The sequence below is a fragment of the Pseudomonas sp. F8002 genome, from assembly GCF_013385495.1.
Taxonomy (GTDB): Bacteria; Pseudomonadota; Gammaproteobacteria; order Pseudomonadales; family Pseudomonadaceae; genus Aquipseudomonas.
In genome coordinates, this window is the sequence record NZ_JACAPW010000042.1 from 44848 (window position 1) to 60541 (window position 15694).

13 protein-coding genes and 2 pseudogenes are annotated in these 15694 nt (G+C 61.7%); 8 read left to right on the forward strand and 7 right to left on the reverse strand.

Going from position 1 to position 15694, the window contains the following annotated elements:
- The first annotated feature begins 239 nt into the window (after positions 1 to 239).
- From HX811_RS28155 to HX811_RS28175, 5 genes are all read left to right on the forward strand, one after another.
- Entirely contained in the window at positions 240 to 2879 is a 2640-nt protein-coding gene (locus tag HX811_RS28155) for a TonB-dependent receptor (protein WP_177048355.1), read from the forward strand.
- A gap of 80 nt (positions 2880 to 2959) precedes the next feature.
- A complete protein-coding gene (locus HX811_RS28160) occupies positions 2960 to 3973 on the forward strand; it encodes an ABC transporter substrate-binding protein (RefSeq protein ID WP_177022235.1) in 1014 nt (337 codons plus the stop codon).
- A complete protein-coding gene (locus HX811_RS28165) occupies positions 3973 to 4899 on the forward strand; it encodes an aliphatic sulfonate ABC transporter substrate-binding protein (RefSeq protein ID WP_008431606.1) in 927 nt (308 codons plus the stop codon). Before HX811_RS28160 ends, HX811_RS28165 begins: the two co-directional genes overlap by 1 nt.
- A 329-nt stretch (positions 4900 to 5228) precedes the next feature.
- Complete coding sequence (locus HX811_RS28170; protein ID WP_003213072.1) at positions 5229 to 6233, forward strand: ornithine cyclodeaminase family protein; 1005 nt, start codon at positions 5229 to 5231, stop codon at positions 6231 to 6233.
- Positions 6230 to 7624: an aromatic amino acid lyase gene (locus tag HX811_RS28175; protein ID WP_177048357.1), complete on the forward strand. Its 1395-nt coding sequence runs from the start codon at positions 6230 to 6232 to the stop codon at positions 7622 to 7624. Before HX811_RS28170 ends, HX811_RS28175 begins: the two co-directional genes overlap by 4 nt.
- 107 nt (positions 7625 to 7731) lie before the next feature.
- Here the strand turns inward: HX811_RS28175 and gstA are convergent, their stop codons facing one another.
- Positions 7732 to 8334 (reverse strand): glutathione transferase GstA, encoded by a 603-nt coding sequence (gene gstA / locus HX811_RS28180; RefSeq protein ID WP_008431610.1) that lies wholly within the window; start codon positions 8332 to 8334, stop codon positions 7732 to 7734.
- 98 nt (positions 8335 to 8432) lie between these two features.
- Between gstA and HX811_RS28185 the strand changes: the two genes are divergently transcribed.
- From HX811_RS28185 to HX811_RS32320, 3 genes and pseudogenes are all read left to right on the forward strand, one after another.
- On the forward strand, positions 8433 to 9302 hold the full coding sequence (locus HX811_RS28185; protein WP_008431612.1) for a LysR family transcriptional regulator: 870 nt from the start codon (positions 8433 to 8435) through the stop codon (positions 9300 to 9302).
- 272 nt (positions 9303 to 9574) lie between these two features.
- Positions 9575 to 10198 (forward strand): annotated as a pseudogene (locus HX811_RS32315) (PAS domain-containing protein); the annotation flags it as partial.
- Between the two features lie 165 nt (positions 10199 to 10363).
- Positions 10364 to 10789 (forward strand): annotated as a pseudogene (locus tag HX811_RS32320) (methyl-accepting chemotaxis protein); the annotation flags it as partial.
- Between the two features lie 137 nt (positions 10790 to 10926).
- Here HX811_RS32320 and HX811_RS28195 read toward each other — a convergent pair.
- The 6 genes from HX811_RS28195 to HX811_RS28220 form a co-directional block, all read right to left on the reverse strand.
- Positions 10927 to 11436 (reverse strand): hypothetical protein, encoded by a 510-nt coding sequence (locus HX811_RS28195; RefSeq protein ID WP_177048359.1) that lies wholly within the window; start codon positions 11434 to 11436, stop codon positions 10927 to 10929.
- A 135-nt stretch (positions 11437 to 11571) separates the two neighbouring features.
- Positions 11572 to 12981, reverse strand: a complete 1410-nt coding sequence (locus HX811_RS28200) for an MFS transporter (RefSeq protein ID WP_177008463.1) — start codon at positions 12979 to 12981, stop codon at positions 11572 to 11574.
- Between the two features lie 11 nt (positions 12982 to 12992).
- On the reverse strand, positions 12993 to 13730 hold the full coding sequence (locus HX811_RS28205; RefSeq protein WP_177048361.1) for an NAD(P)-dependent oxidoreductase: 738 nt from the start codon (positions 13728 to 13730) through the stop codon (positions 12993 to 12995).
- Positions 13731 to 13746: 16 nt separating this feature from the next.
- Positions 13747 to 14379: a glutathione S-transferase family protein gene (locus HX811_RS28210; RefSeq protein ID WP_177048363.1), complete on the reverse strand. Its 633-nt coding sequence runs from the start codon at positions 14377 to 14379 to the stop codon at positions 13747 to 13749.
- Positions 14380 to 14579: 200 nt separating this feature from the next.
- Positions 14580 to 14816, reverse strand: coding sequence for a DUF6124 family protein (locus HX811_RS28215; RefSeq protein WP_177048365.1), 237 nt, complete (start codon positions 14814 to 14816; stop codon positions 14580 to 14582).
- Between the two features lie 355 nt (positions 14817 to 15171).
- The gene (locus HX811_RS28220) at positions 15172 to 15627 is read right to left on the reverse strand and encodes a hypothetical protein (RefSeq protein WP_177048367.1); all 456 of its coding nucleotides are present in this window, start codon (positions 15625 to 15627) and stop codon (positions 15172 to 15174) included.
- Between the last annotated feature and the right edge of the window lie 67 nt (positions 15628 to 15694).

The following is a 15694-nucleotide window of genomic DNA, read 5'->3' on the forward strand; positions in this document are numbered from 1 at the left end:
GGTCAATGTGGGAGCTGGCTTGCCTGCGATGCGAGCACCTCGGCCTCTCAGATGTACCGCAGCGATACCATCGCAGCCTCGCTAAAGCTCGACAGCTCCCACAGTTGACCGCGTCGTTTCCGAATGTCGGTTCTAACGACATAACCAAACGATCTGCAAGTTTTCCCCCGGCCATCCCACATCACTCCCGTAAGCGCTGCGGGGAGCAGCGCTCAGGAGTTTCCTTGGGGGGAGCCAACGTGAGCCCATTCAACCGTACACCGCTTCGAACCTTTGCCCTGGTGCCGTTGGCCAGTCTGTTCCTGTCCTTCGCCGCCAGCGCCGAAGACACGCGGCAGGTCTACCACATCGCGCCCGGCCCGCTGGACGAAGTGCTGCTGAACATCAGCCGCCAGAGCGGCCAGGTGATTTCCTTCACGCCGCAGCTGGGCAATTATTCCTCGGCGCGGGTCGACGGTTCGCTGTCGGCGCAACAGGCGGTAGACGCCGCGCTCAAGGGCACCGGCCTGCAAGTCCAGGTCAGCCCGGACGGTGCATTCATCATCAAGGAAGGCGCCAAAGTCGCGCCTGCCAGCAACAGCATCAAGGCGCAAACCGCCGAAGCCCAGGCGCCAACCCTCGACCGTGTGGTCGCCATCGGTACCCGTCGCAGCGACGCCACGGCCCTCACCAGCAGCGCCCCGGTGGATGTGATCAACGCCGAAGAACTCAAGCAAACCGGCGCCACCAGCCTCAACCAGGCGCTGTTCCAACTGCTGCCCTCGTTCAACTTTCCGCAGAACAACAGCGCCACCCGCGGCCAGGATCCGAAAGGCGCCTCCCTGCGCGGCTTGTCCCCGGACCAGACCCTGGTGCTGATCAACGGCAAGCGCCGGCACACCTCGGCGGTGGTGAACATTTCCGGTGGCGTGCCGTTCATTGGCGCGCAGCCGGTGGACCTCGACATGATCCCCATCAGCGCCATCGACCACGTCGAAGTGCTGCGCGACGGTGCCTCGGCGCAATACGGTTCGGACGCGGTGGCGGGGGTGGTCAACATCGTGCTCAAGGAGCGCGACAGCGGTGGCGGCATCAACACCCAACTGGGCAAATACGCCCAGGGCGACGGCTTCAGCAAAACCACCGATGGCTGGTACGGCATCGGCTTGCCGGGGGATGGTTTCCTGACCCTGAGCTTCAATACCCTGAACAACAAACCCGATGACATCGGCGACAAATACGTCGCCGACGGCCAGGTACAAGACCCGCGCTGGGGCGGCGCCGGTCGCGACAAATACAACCTGGCGGCCAACGCCGAAATCGGCCTGAACGACCAATGGCGCCTCTACAGTTTCGCCACCTTCGGCCAGGACACTTCGGTAAACAACACGCCGCCGCTGCTGGCCAGCAGCCCGAACAACGTGGCCGGGATCTACCCCAACGGCACCATCCCGAAATACCGCTATCGCTATGAAGACGGCGCCGTCACCGTCGGCACCCGCTATGAAGACGAGAGCATCGGCCGCTTCGATTTGAGCGCCACCTATGGCCGCGACGAGCACGACGAACTGGCTTTCAACACCGTCAACCCGAGCTACGGGATCAACAGCCCGACCAAGTTCAACGTCGCCACCCTGGTCAACGACCAGACCAACATCACCCTGGATTACGCCAAGGATCTGAACGTCGACTGGTCGAGCCATCCACTCACCGTTTCAGCGGGCGTCGCCTACCGGCATGAGCAATACCGGCTGGAGGCCGGCGACTACGATTCCTATTCCTACGGTGGCATCGACGGCGTGCAGGTTGGCGCGGTGCAGGCTTCGGGCCTGACCCCGGACGACGCCGGCACTTTCAAGCGTGATGTGGGCGGCGTGTATTTCGGCCTGGAAAACCAGGTCACCGACAAGCTCCAGGTGGGCATTGCCGGGCGTACCGAGCACTACTCGGACTTCGGTTCAGCCACCACCGGCAAACTCTCGGCGCGCTATGACTTCACCCCGAAAGTCGGCCTGCGGGCCACGGTCAACAATGCCTACCACGCGCCCAGCCTGGGCCAGATCGGCACCTCCTGGACCACCACCACCAACCTCGACGCCAACGGCAACCCGGTGCTGACCCGCATGCTGCCGGCCGACAACCCGGCCGCCCGTGCCCTCGGTGCGCAGCCGCTGAAGCCCGAGAAGTCCACCAACTTCTCCCTGGGCCTGGTGCTGCGCCCAACCGACCAGGCCTCGCTGACCATCGACGCCTACCAGATCTCGATTCGTGACCGCCTGCTGTTCAGCGGTGGCATTTCCGGGCCGCTGGCCGAGCAGATCCTCAAGGACGCCGGCTACGGCCAGTACTCCTGGGCGCAGTTCATGACCAACGCCGCCGACACCCGCACCCGTGGCGTCGACATCGTGGGCAAGTACAACCTGGACCTTGAGCAGTTCGGCAACCTGAACCTGTCGGCGGGCTACACCAAGGCCCGCACCACTATCGAAAAGGTCCACGAAAACCCCAACGGCTTCGAAGTGCTGACCCGTGAATCCCGGGGCTTCCTGGAGCACGGTTACCCGGAAGACAAGCTAGTGTTTGGCGCGGTCCACAAGCTCAACCAATGGACCATCGCCCTCAACGAAACCCGTTACGGCAAGTACCGCAAATATGCCTCCAGCGAAGCCAACGCCCAGTACGACCAGACCTTCAGCGCGCAATGGACCACCGACCTGGACGTGAACTACGCCTTCACCAAACAACTGCGGGTGTCGGTGGGCGTCAACAACCTGTTCGACAGCAAGCCTGACGACTACAACACCCGTTTGCGCCAGACCCCGGGCCAGCAATACAGCTACCTGTCGCCGACGGCGCCGGAAGGGGCGTTTTACTACACGCGGCTCAGTTATGACTTTTAAACCCTGATCTTGAAGGGTGTGGAGATCAACTGTGGGAGCTGCCCACTCTGGATCTGTTTTGAATCTCCAAGAGGCTACTCATGAGAACACTAAAAAACCTGCTCGGTGGCTCGCTATTGGCACTCACCGTCCTGGCACAATCAGCCACGGCCGCCGAACCTGCCAAACCGATCCACTTTGGTGACATCACCTGGGAAAGCGGCAGCCTGATCACCGAAGTGCTGCGCCTGATCGTCGAGAAAGGCTATGGCCTGCCCACCGACACCTTGCCCGGCAGCACCGTGAGCCTGGAGGCCGCCCTGGCCAAGGACGATATCCAGGTGATCGGCGAAGAGTGGGCCGGGCGCAGTCCGGCGTGGGTCAAGGCCGAAAGCGAAGGCAAGGTGTTCGGCCTGGGCGACACCGTCAAAGGTGCCACCGAAGGCTGGTGGGTGCCGGAGTACGTGATCAAGGGCGACGCCGAACGGGGCATCAAACCCCTGGCCCCGGAGCTTAAATCCGTCGCCGACCTGGCCCGCTACAAGGATGTGTTCCGCGACCCCGAAGACCCGACCCGTGGGCGCTTCCTCAACAGCCCCACCGGCTGGACCTCGGAGATCGTCAACAGCCAGAAACTCAAGGCCTATGGCCTGACCGACAGCTACGTCAACTTCCGCACCGGCTCCGGCGCGGCGCTGGATGCCGAGGTTGCATCCTCGATCCGTCGCGGCAAGCCGGTGCTGTTCTACTACTGGTCGCCGACGCCACTGCTGGGGCGCTTCAAGTTGATCAAACTGGAAGAACCACCGTTCAACGCCGAAGCCTGGAAGACCCTGGCCGACGCCAACAACCCGCACCCCATCGGTACTCGTTCGATGCCAGCGCACCTGGCGATTGGCGTGTCGGCGCCGTTCAAGGCGCAGTACCCGCAACTGGTGACGTTCTTTGAAAAAGTCGACCTGCCGATTGACCTGCTCAACGGCATCCTCGCGCAAATGGCCGAGAAACGTACCGCGCCGCGTCAGGTGGCCGAAGCGTTCCTGAAAGAACAGCCGCAGGTCTGGCAGCAATGGGTGCCGGCGGACGTCGCGGCCAAGGTCAAGGAGAGTCTCTGATGCGCAAGCTCATCGCAGCCACACTGCTGGCACTGTGCGCCGGGCCGCTGCTGGCGGCAGAACCGGCCACCCTGCGCGTCGGCTACCAGAAAAGCTCGGTGAGCATGGTGCTCGCCCGTGAGCATCACCTGTTCGAGCAAGGGTTGCCGGGCACCAAGGTCGAGTGGATCGAATTCCTCGGCGGCCCGCCGCTGATCGAAGCCCTAAATGGCGGCAGCATCGACATCGGCAATATCGGCGACATCCCGCCGATCTTCGCCCAGGCTGCCGGCATCGACATTCGCTACATCGGCGTCGAGCCCAATGACGGACGCACCGAAGCCATCCTGCTGCCCAAGGACAGCACCGTGCAAAGCGTGGCCGAACTCAAGGGCAAGCGCGTGGCGTTGCTCAAGGGTTCCAGCGCCCACAACCTGTTCCTCAAAAGTTTGCTGCGTGCCGGCTTGCAGTGGAAGGACGTGAACGTGGTGTACCTGTCGCCCTCCGACGGCCGTGCCGCGTTTGAACAAGGCAAGGTCGACGCGTGGGTGGTGTGGGACCCGTACTACTCGGCGGCCGTGGTGGACGGTTCGGCGAAGGTGCTGGGGGATGGCCAGGGGCTGAACCCGGCGGGCAGTTTCTTCATCGCCAGCGGGCCGTTTGCCAAGCAGCACCCGCAGGCGATTGCGGCGATTCTCAAGGTGTTTGCCCAGGCGCAGCGGTTGTCGCTGGACCAGCATGATGAAAGCGTCGCGCTGATGGCCAAGACATTGGGCTTGCAGCCGGCGGTGGTGGAGAGTTACTTCCAGCACCGCTCGCCGACGCCGAGCCGGCCATTGGAAGCGGTGGATATCGCCAACCAGCAACGTACGGCCGACGCGTTTTTTGCCAACGGCCTGATCCCGAAAAAGGTCGATGTGCAGCAGGTTGTGTTCAAGGCCCCTTAACTTGATCCCTGTGGCAAGGGAGCTTGCTGTAGGGAGGGAGCTTGCTGTGGCAGGGGAGCTTGCTTTAGGGAAAGAGCTGTTGTGGCGAGGGAGCTTGCTGTGGCGAGGGAGCTTGCTCCCGCTGGGCTGCGTAGCGGCCCCAAAAAAAACGGGAGCGCTGCGCACTCCAGCGGGAGCAAGCTCCCTCGCCACAACAAGCTCCCTCTCTACAACAAGCTCTTCACCACAACAGGCTCCTCACCACAACACGCTCCCTCCCCAAAGCAATCTCCCTCACCCCATAAAAGCATCTTCAGCATCGACCTTCGCAACCCATCAGTGAGCAGACCATGCAACCGATCTACATCGACTTCCTCAACGGCCTGGACATCGACGAACTGGCCCTGACCAACGACGAAATCCTCAACGCCATCGAATCCAGCCTGGCGATCCAGGGCCGCAGCGAGGCGGTGATCGAACCGCGCATGCACCTGATTCCCGGCGGTGAAATCAACGGCCACTTCAACGTGCTGCGCGGTGTATTGGGCGGCGCAATCGGCTACGCCGGGGTCAAGGTGGTGGGCGACTTTGTCGATAACTACCGCAAGGGCCTGCCCTCGGAACTGGCGATTCTCAACCTGCTGGACCCGGCCACCGGCATCCCCAAGGCCATCCTCGACGCCTCGGCGATCACCGACATGCGCACCGGCGCCGTCACCGCCATCGGTGCCAAATACCTGGCCCGGCCCGACAGCAAAATCCTCGCGCACATCGGTGCCCGTGGCACGGCGTATTGGAACGTGCGGCTGCTGGACCACCTGTTCGACTTCGACGAAATCCGCGTGCACTCGCGCCGCAGTGAAAGCCGCGAAGCCTTCGCCGAACGCCTGCGCCGCGACCTCGGCAAGCCGGTGATTGTCACGGATGATTGGGAGTCCACGGTGCGCGGCGCCGACATCGTGGTGGAAGCTTCACGCCTGGATCAGCCGCAACCGTTGCTGCACACCGAGTGGATCAAGCCCGGTGCCTTCGTCGTGCCCTACGGCACCATGAGCGCGGTGGAACTGTCGTTGACCGACATCATGCACAAGCTGGTGGTGGACGACTGGGGCCAGTGCAAGGGCGGGATGTTCGGCGCATTGCGCGCCCATGTCGACGCCGGAAAACTCAGCGCCGAGACCTTGCATGCCGAGTTGGGGCAGATCGTCGCCGGCTTGAAGACCGGCCGGGAAACCCCCGAGGAAACCATCCTGTTCTGGCACCGTGGCTTGAGCCTCAGCGATATTGCCCTGGGCCACGCACTGCTGGAAAAATCCAGACGCCTGGGGATCGGCCAGCGGTTGCGCTGGGCATGATTCACTTCGATCCCGCCGGTTTGACGATTGAGGATTTGCTGTCGATTGCCCGCCAAGACGCACCGGCTGACTTCAGCGATGCGGCGCGCCAACGTATCGACGAAGGGCATCGACTGTTGCTGCGCCTGGTGGCTGAAGGCACGCCGATTTACGGGGTGACCACCGGCCTCGGTGCGGCGGTGGATACGCAGGTTGCGCCGGTGCAGGCAAACATTCCTTTGGGGCGTGCGGTGGGCGTTGGCCGCCTGGCCAAGCGTGAGGAATTACGCGCGATCACCGCAGCCCGCTTGGCGGGGTTGGCCCAGGGGCGTTCGGGTATTTCGCCGGGTGTGGCGCAGGCGCTGTTGGCGTTACTCAACTGCGGTATGGAGCCCGCGGTGCCGTTGCTCGGCTCGCTGGGCGAGAGCGACCTGGCGCCGTTGGCGCATTTGAGTCTGGCGCTGAACGTGCCATTGACGGGCAAGGATGGCCTGGCGCTGGTGTCGGCCAACTCCGCGAGCATCGGCCTTGGCGCGTTGCTGGTGGCCGAGGCCGAACAGGCATTGAAGGCCATGTTGGCGGGGCTGGCGTTGTCGTGTGAAGGCTATCGGGCCAACCTCAGTCCGTTCCAGCCGTGGGCTTCGCGGTTGCGCCTGGCGCCGGGGCAAAGCGGGCAATCAGCGGCGTTGCTGGAATTGCTGGCGGGCGGCGAATTGGCCGATAACCCGCGCCGGCTACAGGACCCGCTGAGCTTTCGCTGTGCCACGGTGGTTCAAGGCGCGGCGCAACAGGCAATGCAGGCGTTGCGCGAGTTGATCGAACTGGAACTGGCCAGCGGTGCGGACAATCCGGCGTTGATCAGCGAAGACGCGTTGGTGCTGGCCACGGCCAATTTCGACAGCACCCATCTCGCGCTGGCGGCCGAAGGCTTGGGCCTGGCGTTGAGCCGTGTGGCGGTGTGCAGCGCCGAGCGGATTGCCAAGTTGCTGTCGCCGGCTTCCAGTGAACTGCCGCGCTTTCTGATCAACCAGCCCGGGCACGTGGGCATGGCCGCCTTGCAGCGCACCGGTTCGGCGTTGGTGGCGGAGATCGGGCACTTGGCCAATCCGATCCCGGCGGTGAGCGTGCCGGTGGCGGATCGCGTGGAAGATTACGCGGGGCAGGCGCTGGCGGTGGTCGAGAAAACCCGGCAACTGGTGCAGCGCGTGGTGTGGCTGGGCAGCATTGAGTTGATCGTGGCGGCGCAGGCGGTGGACCTGTGCGGCACGGTTCAACTGGGGCAGGGCACCCGGCGTATTCATCAGGCGGTGCGCCGCCAGGTGGCGCACCTGGATCAGGACCGTTCGGGGTCGGTGGATGTGTTGGCGTTAAGTGCATTCATCGAAAACGATGGCTTGAAACCCATTCTCTAAACCAATGAAGACCCAATGTGGGAGCTGGCTTGCCTGCGATAGCGGTGTTGGATTCACCATCGCTATCGCAGGCAAGCCAGCTCCCACATTTTTGACTGCATTTCAGGTCATGGATTTTCAGCGGCCAGGGCGGCAATCACCGCCGGCCGCTCACCGACCCGCTGCTGAAACTTCGCCAACGCCGGCCACTGCTGCAAGTCGATATCAAACAACCCCGCCCAGCGCAGCACCACAAACAGGTACGCATCCGCCACCGAGTACTGCGCGCCCAGCAGGTAATCCTGGCGCTCCAGGGTCTGTACCAGAATCGCAAAACGCTTGAACAACGTGGCCTTGAACAGCGCCTTCACCTCATCGGGAATCGCGTCCTTGAACAACACTCCCAGCCCGCCATGAATCTCGCTGGAGACAAAGTTCAGCCACTCCTGCAAACGCACCCGCTCCCAGCTGCCATTGGCCGGCGCCAGGCCCGCTGCGGGTACACGGTCGGCCAGGTATTGCAGGATGGCGGCGCCTTCGGTCAGTACCTCGCCGTTGTCCAGTTGCAGTGCGGCCACATAGCCCTTGGGGTTGATCTGCAGGAAATCATCACCGTCAGCCGTGAGCTTTTTCTGGTTGTCGACGCGAATCAATTCAAACGGCAGGGCCAATTCCCGCAGCGCGATATGGGAGGCGAGGGAACAGGCATTCGGGGAAAAATACAGCTTCATCGGGGCAACTCCGCAGGACAGTTGCCTTCAGTCTCGTGGGCATGGCACCTTGGGTAAAATTAATCTTTCAGAATCCTGCCATAAGGACAGCTACTGCCATGATGAACCTGATGCACTGGCGCCTGCTGGTGGCCGTGGCGGACAACGGCAGCATCACTGCCGCCTCCGAACGAGTGGGCATGACTCAGTCCGCCGCCAGCCAGGCGATGGCGGCCATGGAGGCCAACCTCGGTGCGCAGTTGTTTGTGCGTGAGGCGCGTCAGACCGTGCCTACCGCCCTGGGCCTGCAGGTGATCGAGCAGGCGCGGGTGATGCTCGGGGCCTTGCAGGCGATTCGCACCACCGTGGACGAAGCGCGGCCGATGCTGCGTGGGACGATTCGCATCGCGAGTTTCCCCATGGTGCTGGCGGTGTTCCTGCCGCCGCTGCTGCGTCGGTTCAACCAGCTTTACCCCGGCATCGAGGTCACGGCCCTGGAAGTGACCGACGATGAAGTGAACACCTTGCTCGACGCGAATCTGATCGACCTGGGCGTGGTGCTCAACCCGCCGTCCGAGCGCAATGCCGCCGTGCTGGGGCGCGATAACTGGGTGGCGGTGCTGCCGATGGCCCACGGGTTTTCCCGGCGCCCGGCGCAGGCAACGGTCACGCTGGAAGAGTTGGTGGAGCAACCGTTCGTGCTTGCCACCGGCGGCTGCACCGTCAACGCCCGCAGCCTGGCGCAGGAAGCCGGCCTGGTGCTGCGCGAGGTGCGGGTGGAAGTGCGCGAATGGAACAGCGCTTTCAGCCTGGTGCGTGAAGGCGTGGGAGTGACGCTGGTGCCCGAGATGACCCTGCCGGCCCAGCGCCAAGGCTTGCGCATCATGCCCCTGGCGGAGCCGGTGCATCGCGAGTTTGCGTTGGTGACATCACGCCACCAACCGCCCTCCGCAGTGGTTAATGCTTTGTTGCAAATGCTGGCTGACTAGTGGCCTTGCATAGCGCCAACGCCTGTCTATGCTCACCCAGAACCGTTGATGACGCTCGGCATATAAAGCGTTTCGGATAGGTTTCTCTATAAAGGTCTGCGATCAAGATTCAAACCGTGAATGGAATGCGCCCGCGTGGGCGTCGGGAAAATAAAGGGTGATCTGACATGTTCAACCGCCAACACAAATCCGACCTGCTGGAAATCGAACGTTTCTCCTGCGCCCTTACCGAAGCCAAAGCCAAATTGGCCGCCATCAGCCGTTCCATGGCAATGATCGAGTTTGATCGCGACGGCATCGTGCTGGATGCCAATGAAAATTTCTGCAAGACCATGGGCTACCGCGCCGAAGAAATTCGCGGCAAGCATCACCGGATTTTCTGCGAAGAGGCCTACACCCACACCGACGCCTACGCCAAGCTCTGGCGCGACCTGGCGCGGGGCGAGCCCCTCAGTGGCACCTTCATGCGGTTGAACAAGCATGGCCAGGAAGTGTGGCTGGAGGCCAGTTACATGCCGGTAATCGGTGCCGACAACCAGGTGCAAAGCGTGATCAAGGTGGCCTCGGACATCTCGGCGCGGATTCACCGCGAGCATGAAAACCAGAGCCTGATCGACGCCATCGGCCGCTCCATGGCGGTCATTGAATTCACTCCGCAAGGCCAGATCCTGAATGCCAACGACAACTTCCTGAAGACGGTGAAGTATTCCCTCAGTGAAATTGTCGGCCAGCACCACAGTCTGTTTTGTCATCGCGGTGAGACCGATTCGCCGGCCTACAAGGCATTCTGGGCCTCGCTCAATCGCGGCGAATATCACTCCCACCGGTTTGAGCGCAAAGACAAATTCGGCCAAACGCTGTTCCTGGAAGCCTCCTACAACCCGATCTTCGATGCCAACGGGCGCCTGTACAAAGTGGTGAAGTTCGCCAGCGACATCACCGACCAGGTCACCACCTTGCGCACGGCTGCCGACTCGGCTCACGCCACCTCGGTGCAAAACGACGCCTGCGCCCGCAAGGGTTCGGAAGTGGTGCAGCAGACCGTGCAGATCATCGAAGAAATTTCCCGTGACCTTAACGAAGCGGCCGTGAGCATCGACGCAGTGAGCAAGCAGTCGGACATCATCGGCACCATCGTCCAGACCATCCGCGGCATCGCCGACCAGACCAACCTGCTGGCGCTGAATGCGGCGATCGAAGCGGCCCGGGCGGGCGAGCATGGGCGCGGGTTTGCGGTGGTGGCGGATGAGGTGCGCAGCCTTGCGGCGCGCACCAGCCAGGCGACGATCGAGATTGTGGATGTGGTGCGCAAGAACCACGACCTGTCGATCAGCGCAGTGTCGAGCATGCAGTCGAGCCTGAGCCGCACAGGGCTTGGGGTGGAGCTGGCGAATGAGGCGGGGCAGGTGATCCTGGAGATTCAGGAAGGGTCACGGCATGTGGTGGATGCGATCAGTCAGTTCAACTCGACACTGCAATTGCAGTAACACCGCAGATCAAATGTGGAATGAGCTTGTGTGGGAGCGGGCTTGCTCGCGAATGCGGTGTGTCAGTCAGCACATGGATTGACTGACACACCGCATTCGCGAGCAAGCCCGCTCCCACATTTGGTTTGTGGTGTGGCTTAGATCGCAGCCAGGGTCTCTTTCACCGTCTGCGCCTGCGGGTCAGCCGTCTTCGCCGCTACCTGCTGCGTCTGCTGCTCTTTCAGGCGTTCTGCCACTTCTTTGGAAATAGCGTCCTGCTTTTCCTGAGGCATGTTCTTCACATCGTCCTCGGTCAAACCCTGTTCCTTGAGCAGTTGCTCGCGGATGCGCTCGGCCGGGCTTTTTTTCATGTAGTCGGTGAAGTCACTGCGGGCCGACGTGGTGGAGTCAGTCTTGGCCGTATCGGTGGTCGAGGCGGTTGCGGTGGTGGCTTGCAACTGCACACGGGTCTTGGCGAAGGCGGCATTGATGTTGTCGGCAGTGGCGTCGGCCGCTGCCTGTGTGGTCGATACAGTGGTAGTGCCCTGTTGCACGTTTTGCGCGGCACCGCTGTACAGCGCGCTGGCCGCGGCGTTGGCCGGGTCCATGTCTGCGCGCTTGATGCGTTGGATCGTCGACTGAGCCTGGGGGTTGTTATTGATCAGCATGATCAGGACACCTGTGGATGTGGGCGGTGCCACAGGTGGAGCAATTAGCGTGCCCAGTGGTATGGCCCCGTGTTTACGGGGCTTTTGGCCGCTACCGTCGGCAAGCTTCGGCGTGCCGACGGCCATTGTTTGCCGCTAGTGGGCAATGTTCTCCAGCGCCAGGTTGCGGGTGCGCGGGCCGAACCAACTGATGGTGATCATCACGATCAACATGCTGCTGGCGATAAACGCCAACACGCCTGGCGTGCCGAGGTGTTCGAGGATCACGCCGATCAACAGGCTGCTGAACACCGTCGACAACCGGCTGAACGAATAGCAGAAACCCACCGCCCGGGCGCGGATATTGGTGGGGAACAGTTCGCTCTGGTAGGAGTGATAACTGAAACTCAGCCAGGCGTTGCAGAAGGTGATCATCACCCCGCAGATCACCAGGCCCACGGCGGTGGTTTGCAGCGCGAACAAACTGCCGAAGATCACCGCGCCGAGCGCCGAGCCGACAATCTGCCATTTGTTCTCAAACCGGTTCGCCACCTTCACAAACAGCAGCGGCCCCAGCGGGTAGGCGAGGGTGATGATGAAGGCATAGCCCAGGCTGTGCGTCACGCTCACGCCCTGGCCCGAGAGCAGCGCCGGCAGCCAGTTGCCGAAGCCAAAAAAGCCGATGGCCTGGAACACATGAAACACAATCAGCATCAACGCCCGGCGCCGGTACGGCGGTTGCCAGATATCGGCGAAGCGCCCTTGGCCCTGCACGCTGACGGCTTGCGGTTCCGGCTCATCGAGTGGCTTGCCGTGGTCTTTCCGGCAGCGCGCTTCGAGGTTGTCCATGATCTGCCCGGCTTCCTCGAAACGGCCTTTTTGTGCGAGCCAGCGCGGCGATTCCGGCAGGCGCTTGCGCAGTTGCCAGATAAACAGCGCAAACACCGCACTGCTCACCACTACCCAGCGCCAGCCGGAAATCCCGAATGGTGCCTGGGGTACCAGCCACCACGACATCAACGCCACCGCCGGCACCGACAGGAACTGGATGAAAAACGCAAAGGCAAACGCCGAGCTGCGCATGCGCTTGGGCACCAGTTCCGAGAGGTAGGCGTCGATGGTCACCAGCTCGATGCCCAAACCAATGCCCACCAGGAAGCGCATGCAGATGATGCCCAGGGCGGAGGTCTGGATACCCATCAACACGGTGGCGACGGTGTACCAGATCAACGCAAAGGTGAAGATCGCCCGGCGCCCGTAGCGGTCGGCAATCGGGCTGAGCAGGCTGGCGCCGAGGAACAGGCCGAGAAAGGTCGCCGAGGCAAAGGCCGCCTGGTCGGAGAAGCCGAATACGCCCTGGCTGCCGGTGTGGAAAATTCCGTCACTGATCAGGCCGGGGCTGATATAGGCAGTCTGGAACAAGTCATACAGCTCGAAAAAGCCGCCAATCGACAGCAGCGCCACCAGGCGCCAGACAGTGGCGACGGCGGGCAACCGATCAATGCGCGCGCTGATGTGGGCGGCGCGGATCGGGTCGATACCGTCTGCAAGAGAGGGTGAAGACATGGGCAGAAGACTCAGTAAGTGATCGGGATCTCGAATGCCTGGAACGCATCATCCACCGGTTGGTAACCCAGCACACGGGTTGTTTCGCTGAGGTCCAGGCGTTTGAAACGGTTATTGGAAATGCCATGGGCGATCAGGTGTTTCACCCCGATGGTTTCCACCGAGCGTTGCAGCAGTTGCACGGCGTCGCGGGGGCTGAGCCAGGCGCTGAGGTCGCGGGCGTTGTTCAGGTCGTGGGTTTCGGGGAATTCAAACGCACCGATGCGCAGGGCGATGGTGGAGAGCGGGGTTTTGGCCGCGTAAAAACCGCACAGGGCTTCGCCGTAGCATTTGCTCACGCCGTACAGGTTGGCGGGCAGTACCGGCATGCCCGGCGTGATCTGCCGGTCTACCGGGTAGCCTTCGATGGTCTGGGCACTGCTGGCGAACACGAGGCGCTTCACACCTGCGGCCACGGCGGCTTCGAACAGGTAAGTGGTGGCCAGGATATTGTTGGGCAACAACTCGTCGAAGGTCGCGCTGGCGTGGGGGATGCCCGACAGGTGCACGATCACGTCAATCCCGTCGAGCAGGGCGGCGAGGGCGGTTTTGTCGCTCAGGTCGGCGGGGATGAAACGGTGCTCGCCGAGGGCGAAATCCGGCTCGATGCGGTCGGTGAGGGTGAAGCGGTAGCGGTCTTTCGAGGCTTGGAAAAACGTCTTGCCGATGCGGCCGCAGGCGCCGGTGAGTAGTACGTTGAGTCCGTTCATTGGGTAGTCCTTGTTTTTAGTTGTGGCCGTCGAGGGCGAAGGTTTTGAAGCCGGGGCGTTGGCTGAGGGTTTCGTAGTAGGCGCTGACCGCCGGGTAGGACGGACGCTCCATGGGCGTCATCCACCAGCGGTGCACCGACAGGCCGATGAGGATGTCGGCGAGTGTGAAGTCGTTACCGGCGACGTAGGCGCCGGTTTTGATCAGTTGCTCTTCAAGCAGGCCCATCTTGTCGTTCCAGCTTTTTACCCCGGCTTTGATGCGTTGCGGGTCCTGGTAGTCCGGGTTCTTGCGTACCAGAGCGTGGAAGGCGTAGCCCCACGACGGGTTGAGTTCGGTGGCTTGCCAGTCCATCCATTGCTCGACCCTCGCACGGGCGACCGGCTCGGTGGGCAACAGGTCGTGGCGTTGGTGCAGGCCCACGAGGTAGCGGCAGATGGTGTTGGATTCCCACAGCACGCCGTTGTCGTCCACGAGTACCGGGACTTGGGCGTTGGGGTTCAGGGCCAGGAATTCGGGGGACTGGGTGGAGGCGAAGCCGATGCCCCAGTCTTCGCGGTTGTAGGAGATGCACAGTTCCTGGCAGGTCCACAGGACTTTTCGCACGTTGATGGAGGAGGTGCGACCGAGGATTTTCAGCGAATGGCCCATGGTGCTTTCCTGACGAGGGTGAGAAGGCAGGGGGCAATTTAGCAGGGGCCAGAAGGCACGGCGAGGTTGTTAAGTGGGCAGGATCAAAAATGTGGGAGCGGGCTTGCTCGCGAATGTGGTGTATCAGTGATGGAAAGGTCGGATGACACACCGCATTCGCGAGCAAGCCCGCTCCCACAGTTTTGACCGCGTGCGGTCTGTTAGATCAGTGGTGATTCCTGGTCCATCAGCTTGCCCATCAGCAATACGCCCAACTCACTCAACTGGTGAATCGCCAATGCGGTGTCGCGGTCTTTGCCGGTGAGTTCATCAGACAGGTCGAGCAATAACGTGCTGACCGAGGAAAACGTCTCGTAGCTGTTGGCGATCAGACTTTCGCTGCTGGCGTCGGGCCTGACGGTGAATAAGGTGGGAGGATTGGGAGTTGCTTTGAACATAGTAAGTGCCCTGTATTAGGCCACCCCCACATCGCTACTAAACGAAAAGGAGGCAGCTGCGCGCAGGTTAGTAGACCGGTGGACACTCATAGCCGGCGCACCCGAGGGTGCCCTACGCACAGCCGCCATCAAGCACAGACAAAATCGTCTGACAGATGAAGCTCATGCACTAAGAGTGAACCAGTTCGGGCTACTAAACCCGATCACTGAGAAATTCAGCGACCGGGCAACCTTAGAGAGCCCTACCCAGGGGCACAAGCCGGCGGATTCTGACGTACCTGTAGGCAACGGAGCAAGGCGCTGCCATCAACACCAGCCACTTCCTACAGCTACCGCCTGTATGCGTTCGCGCAGTCTACTCAAGCTGGTTTGGCTTTACGCTTAAGGGGCCAGTCTGAATATCGAACGTACCCTTAAATTGCCGGTTCTCCGAGCCTGGCCAAGAACCCAGAAAGTGGAACTCTCCGTCCAGATCTCCAGCCTTTTCAAAAAAGTTGGCTTTGTAATCGCCGGACACTGAATGCCAGGATTGTGATGTGTCATTGGCACGGCGGGTGTAATAGCCTTCAGCGTTGGGGCTGAATCCGCCGGAAAATGTACCTTCCGTGTAAGGCAGGACAAGGGTAATAAGCTGAATTTTTCCTAATCCATCAACGTACTCACCCTGAAACCAGAGATCGCCCCGGGTAAAATCATACCGAATGCTGGTAGCTTCGAAAGGCCCATCTACGGATTGCTCAACCTTAAGTGTCCCGCTTAGTACGGGTTGTGCGTTAATTCTGGACTGGTCGGACTGGTCGGAATGGTTCATGTCGAGATGCTCCATCTAACGTGCAGTTGCTATCTCTTATTACTGGATAGTCGCTTGATTAAATGAG